Source organism: Brenneria corticis (genome assembly GCF_003115855.1).
In the GTDB taxonomy this organism is placed as follows: domain Bacteria; phylum Pseudomonadota; class Gammaproteobacteria; order Enterobacterales; family Enterobacteriaceae; genus Brenneria; species Brenneria corticis.
In genome coordinates, this window is the sequence record NZ_KZ819149.1 from 1 (window position 1) to 468 (window position 468).

Annotated in this window: 2 tRNA genes; both read right to left on the reverse strand. The window is 49.4% G+C overall.

The window, feature by feature from the left end:
* Nucleotides 1-95: 95 nt before the first annotated feature.
* Nucleotides 96-171 (reverse strand) — tRNA-Ala (locus DDT56_RS24280).
* 115 nt (nucleotides 172-286) lie between these two features.
* Nucleotides 287-363, reverse strand: a tRNA-Ile gene (locus DDT56_RS24285).
* Nucleotides 364-468 lie beyond the last annotated feature (105 nt).

Genomic DNA, 468 nt, shown 5'->3' on the forward strand with positions numbered 1-468 from the left:
CAGCTGCGTCGTTTCAATTTTCAGCTTGTTCCAGATTGTTAAAGAGCAAATACTTCGCAGCATACTGTCGCCAATACGCTCTGAAGTCTTTTTAATGGTGGAGCTATGCGGGATCGAACCGCAGACCTCCTGCGTGCAAAGCAGGCGCTCTCCCAGCTGAGCTATAGCCCCAAATCAGTCATACCTCTGCCAACTCGCTTAGCCGACGAAAGGTTCGTTGCGAGTAGCGCAGTGTGCAAACGCACATGAGCAACGCAGCAGCGAAGATTTCAAGGATAAGTAGAATTGGTAGGCCTGAGTGGACTTGAACCACCGACCTCACCCTTATCAGGGGTGCGCTCTAACCACCTGAGCTACAAGCCTATTAAGGTATTTCTGCTCGTTATTTTCATCAGACAATCTGTTGTGGACACTGCACTTTCCAATATCTCACTTCAGTTTAAGGAGGTGATCCAACCGCAGGTTCCC